Genomic DNA, 3,975 nt, shown 5'->3' on the forward strand with positions numbered 1-3,975 from the left:
CCGGATTACACGGCGATCATCAATGAACGCCAACTGGCACGCCTCAATGGCTACATCAGTGATGCCACCAGCAAAGGCGCGTTGCTGATTCCATTGTTCGAACACGGTCAGGGCCGACGCATGCCGCACAGCCTGTTGCTGAATGTCAGCGACGAAATGACCGTGATGCAGGACGAAATCTTCGGCCCGCTGCTGCCGATCGTGCCGTACCAGGATCTGCAGCAGGCATTCGCTTACATCAATCAGCGACCACGTCCTCTGGCGCTTTACTACTTCGGCTACGACAAACGCGAACAGCACCGCGTGTTGCACGAAACCCACTCCGGCGGCGTGTGCCTGAACGACACCCTGTTGCATGTGGCACAGGACGATATGCCATTCGGCGGCATCGGCCCGTCAGGCATGGGCCATTACCACGGCCATGAAGGTTTCCTCACATTCAGTAAAGCCAAAGGTGTGTTGATCAAGCAGCGCTTCAATGCGTCCAGGCTGATTTACCCGCCCTACGGCAAATCGATTCAGAAACTGATCCAGAAGCTGTTCATCCGCTAAGCCCTTGTCACCGCCGGGTAATAAAAACAATGCACCCAAGCCTGACTGAAACACCTGCGCTGTCGCGCCGTGGCCTGCTGAAGTTAAGCCTCGGCGCTACCGCGTTTCTTGCCACTGCCGGACTCGGCGCCAGCCTCAGTGGCTGTTCGTCGAGCGTGACCGCCAACGGGTTCGCCGCATTGCGCGACGGTGATCTGTTGTTTCTGCGCGCCTTGATTCCAGTGATGCTCGAGGGCGCCGTGGCGAGCGAAAAAATGCCCGGCGCCGTCGATGGCACCCTCAAGTCGCTGGACTACAGCCTCGATCACCTGTCGCCGGAAATGCTCAAACTCACCCGGCAACTGTTCGACGTGCTCGGCATGGCCGTCACGCGCGGGCCGCTCACCGGAATCTGGGGCAGCTGGGAAAACGCCGGCCCCGAGGCTATGCGTCACTTTCTCGAACGCTGGCAGAACAGCTCGCTGAGCCTGCTGCGCATGGGCCACAGCTCACTGCAGCAAATGGTGATGATGGCCTGGTACACCCGCGCCGAGTCCTGGGCGCACTGCGGCTACCCCGGCCCGCCTAACGTTTGAAACCGGGGCTCGCCCCCACAAGGGAATGCATTTCAATGTGGGAGCGAGCTTGCTCGCGAAGGCGCCAGCCGCCTCACCACCACAGCCAGAATAATAAAGAGAACCTGATCGATGCCCGTACCCGACCCGTTCCGCGAAGGCCTCGCCCGTGGCTGGAAAACCTATAACGGCGCACAACTGACCGACGACCTGACGCTGCAAGCCGACGTCGCCATCATCGGCAGCGGCGCCGGTGGCGGCACCACCGCGGAAATCCTCAGCGCCGCCGGCTACAAGGTGCTGCTGATCGAAGAAGGCCCGCTGAAAACCAGCTCCGATTTCAAAATGCTCGAAGACCAGGCCTACAGCAGCCTGTATCAGGAAGGTATCGGCCGCATGAGCAAGGACGGCGCGATCACTATCCTCCAGGGCCGCGCGGTCGGCGGCACGACACTGATCAACTGGACCTCGAGCTTTCGTACCCCGGAACCGACCCTCGAGCACTGGGCCAAGGAACACAACGTCAAAGGCCACAGCCCTGCCGAGATGGCGCCGTGGTTCGAGAAAATGGAGCAACGTCTGGGTGTGGCACCCTGGAGGGTGCCACCCAACGCCAATAACGACGTGATCCGCAAGGGCTGCGAACAGCTCGGCTACAGCTGGCACGTGATTCCGCGCAACGTGCGCGGTTGCTGGAACCTTGGCTATTGCGGCATGGGCTGCCCGACCAACGCCAAACAGTCGATGATGGTCACCACCATTCCGGCGACCCTGGAAAAGGGCGGCGAGCTGCTCTACCTGGCTCGCGCGGAAAAACTGCTGATCAGCGGCGACAAGGTCTCCGGCCTGCAGTGTGTGGCGATGGACGAACGCTGCGTCGCACCGACCGGGCGCACGATTACGGTCAAGGCGCGGCATTACGTGCTGGCCGGCGGCGGCATCAACAGCCCGGCCCTACTCTTGCGCTCGGACGCGCCAGACCCGCATCAGCGCCTCGGCAAACGCACCTTCCTGCATCTGGTGAACATGTCCGCCGGGCGTTTCGACGAAGTGATCAACCCGTTCTACGGTGCGCCACAGTCGATTTACTCGGATCATTTCCAGTGGAGGGACGGCACCAGCGGACCGATGGGCTACAAACTCGAAGTGCCGCCGCTGCAGCCGGCGCTGGCGGCGACGTTGCTCGGCGGTTTCGGCACGCAGAATGCCGAACACATGGCGGATCTGCCCCACACCCATGCGATGCTGGCGCTGCTGCGCGACGGTTTCCACCCGGACAGCCCCGGTGGCCGTGTCGAGTTGCGCGGCGATGGCTCGCCGGTGCTCGACTATCAGGTCTCGCCTTACGCCTGGGAAGGCTTGCGCCGCGCCTTTCACAGCATGGCCGAGATCCAGTTTGCCGGCGGCGCGCAAGCGGTGATGCCGATGCACGCCGATGCGCGTTACGTGAAAACCCTGGCCGAGGTGCGCACCTTGATCGACGGTTTGAGCCTTGAGCTGTACCGCACACGCTTGGGCAGTGCCCACGTCATGGGTGGCTGCGCGATGGGCGAAGACCCGAAAAACGCAGTAACCGACAGCCTTGGCCGGCATCATCAACTGAGCAATCTGTCGATTCACGACGGCTCGTTGTTCCCCACTAGCATCGGCGCCAACCCGCAATTGTCGGTGTATGGACTGACTGCACAATTGGCGACGTCCCTCGCTGATCGGCTGAGAAATCCGTGAAAAAACCGGTTTATCGCGTCGTCTATAGTGCTTTCTTACCCAACAGGCGACTTGGCCGACCGGGACGGCTGCGATACCATCCGACTCCCCAACGGACTCCCGCCAGGACGACGCGATGAACCGAGTGTTGTACCCAGGTACCTTCGACCCTATTACCAAGGGCCATGGCGATCTGGTCGAACGCGCCTCGCGCCTGTTCGATCACGTGATCATCGCCGTCGCCGCCAGCCCCAAGAAAAACCCGCTGTTCCCGCTGGAACAACGGGTCGAACTGGCTCGCGAGGTCACCAAACACCTGCCGAACGTGGAAGTGGTCGGTTTCTCGACGCTGCTGGCGCATTTCGCCAAAGAGCAGAACGCCAATGTGTTCCTGCGTGGTCTGCGCGCGGTGTCGGACTTCGAATACGAATTCCAGCTGGCCAACATGAACCGCCAATTGGCGCCGGACGTCGAGAGCCTGTTTCTCACACCGTCCGAGCGTTATTCGTTCATTTCCTCGACGCTGGTGCGGGAAATCGCTGCGCTGGGCGGTGATATCAGCAAGTTCGTCCACCCGGCCGTGGCCGACGCCCTGACCCTGCGCTTCAAGAAGTAACGACCGTTCAAACGGCGCCCGCGTGCACTGCGGGCGTCAATGCGGCACAATTGCGCGTATTGATTATTGCGCCCGGGCTTGCCGCCCCGGCTGGAGTTAGCATGTCCCTGATCATCACCGACGATTGCATCAACTGCGACGTCTGCGAACCCGAGTGCCCGAACGCCGCCATTTCCCAAGGCGAAGAGATCTATGTGATCGACCCGAACCTGTGCACCCAGTGCGTTGGCCACTACGACGAGCCGCAGTGCCAGCAGGTCTGCCCGGTGGATTGCATACCGCTGGACGAAGCCCATCCGGAGACTGAAGAAGAGTTGATGAAGAAGTACCGCAAGATTACCGGCAAGGCCTGAGTTGTTCAGCGCCGCTGGCGACGCCATCGCGGGCAAGCCCGCTCCCACAGGGTTCTGTGGTGGAACAAAAATTGTGTGAACACCAAAACCTTGTGGGAGCGGGCTTGCCCGCGATGAGGCCATCGGCAACACCGCAAAACCCGGATCAGCTTACTCGCGCTGCTCAAAACCCTCCCCGACACACCCCAGACAC

5 protein-coding genes are annotated in these 3,975 nt (G+C 61.4%); all 5 read left to right on the forward strand.

From position 1 onward, the window contains the following. The coding region (locus DBR24_RS31925) for an aldehyde dehydrogenase family protein (RefSeq protein WP_256591384.1) at window positions 1-552 on the forward strand (552 nt) is incomplete at its 5' end. A 29-nt stretch (window positions 553-581) separates the two neighbouring features. Further along, entirely contained in the window at window positions 582-1,127 is a 546-nt protein-coding gene (locus tag DBR24_RS10420; RefSeq protein ID WP_128614687.1) for a twin-arginine translocation pathway signal protein, read from the forward strand. Between the two features lie 111 nt (window positions 1,128-1,238). Continuing rightward, a complete protein-coding gene (locus DBR24_RS10425) occupies window positions 1,239-2,834 on the forward strand; it encodes a GMC family oxidoreductase (protein ID WP_128614688.1) in 1,596 nt (531 codons plus the stop codon). A 115-nt stretch (window positions 2,835-2,949) separates the two neighbouring features. Then, the gene (gene coaD, locus DBR24_RS10430) at window positions 2,950-3,429 is read left to right on the forward strand and encodes a pantetheine-phosphate adenylyltransferase (RefSeq protein WP_003229157.1); all 480 of its coding nucleotides are present in this window, start codon (window positions 2,950-2,952) and stop codon (window positions 3,427-3,429) included. A 101-nt stretch (window positions 3,430-3,530) separates the two neighbouring features. Next, a complete protein-coding gene (locus tag DBR24_RS10435) occupies window positions 3,531-3,782 on the forward strand; it encodes a YfhL family 4Fe-4S dicluster ferredoxin (RefSeq protein WP_128614689.1) in 252 nt (83 codons plus the stop codon). The last annotated feature ends 193 nt before the right edge of the window (window positions 3,783-3,975 follow it).

The organism is Pseudomonas sp. HMWF006 (genome assembly GCF_003061205.1).
Taxonomy (GTDB): domain Bacteria; phylum Pseudomonadota; class Gammaproteobacteria; order Pseudomonadales; family Pseudomonadaceae; genus Aquipseudomonas; species Aquipseudomonas monsensis.

Excerpts from the sequence above, each read along its gene's own strand:
- DBR24_RS10420 (WP_128614687.1), top strand. The coding sequence starts at position 582 with ATGCACCCAAGCCTGACTGAAACACCTGCGCTGTCGCGCCGTGGCCTG.
- DBR24_RS10425 (WP_128614688.1), top strand. The coding sequence starts at position 1,239 with ATGCCCGTACCCGACCCGTTCCGCGAAGGCCTCGCCCGTGGCTGGAAA.
- coaD (WP_003229157.1), top strand. The coding sequence starts at position 2,950 with ATGAACCGAGTGTTGTACCCAGGTACCTTCGACCCTATTACCAAGGGC.
- DBR24_RS10435 (WP_128614689.1), top strand. The coding sequence starts at position 3,531 with ATGTCCCTGATCATCACCGACGATTGCATCAACTGCGACGTCTGCGAA.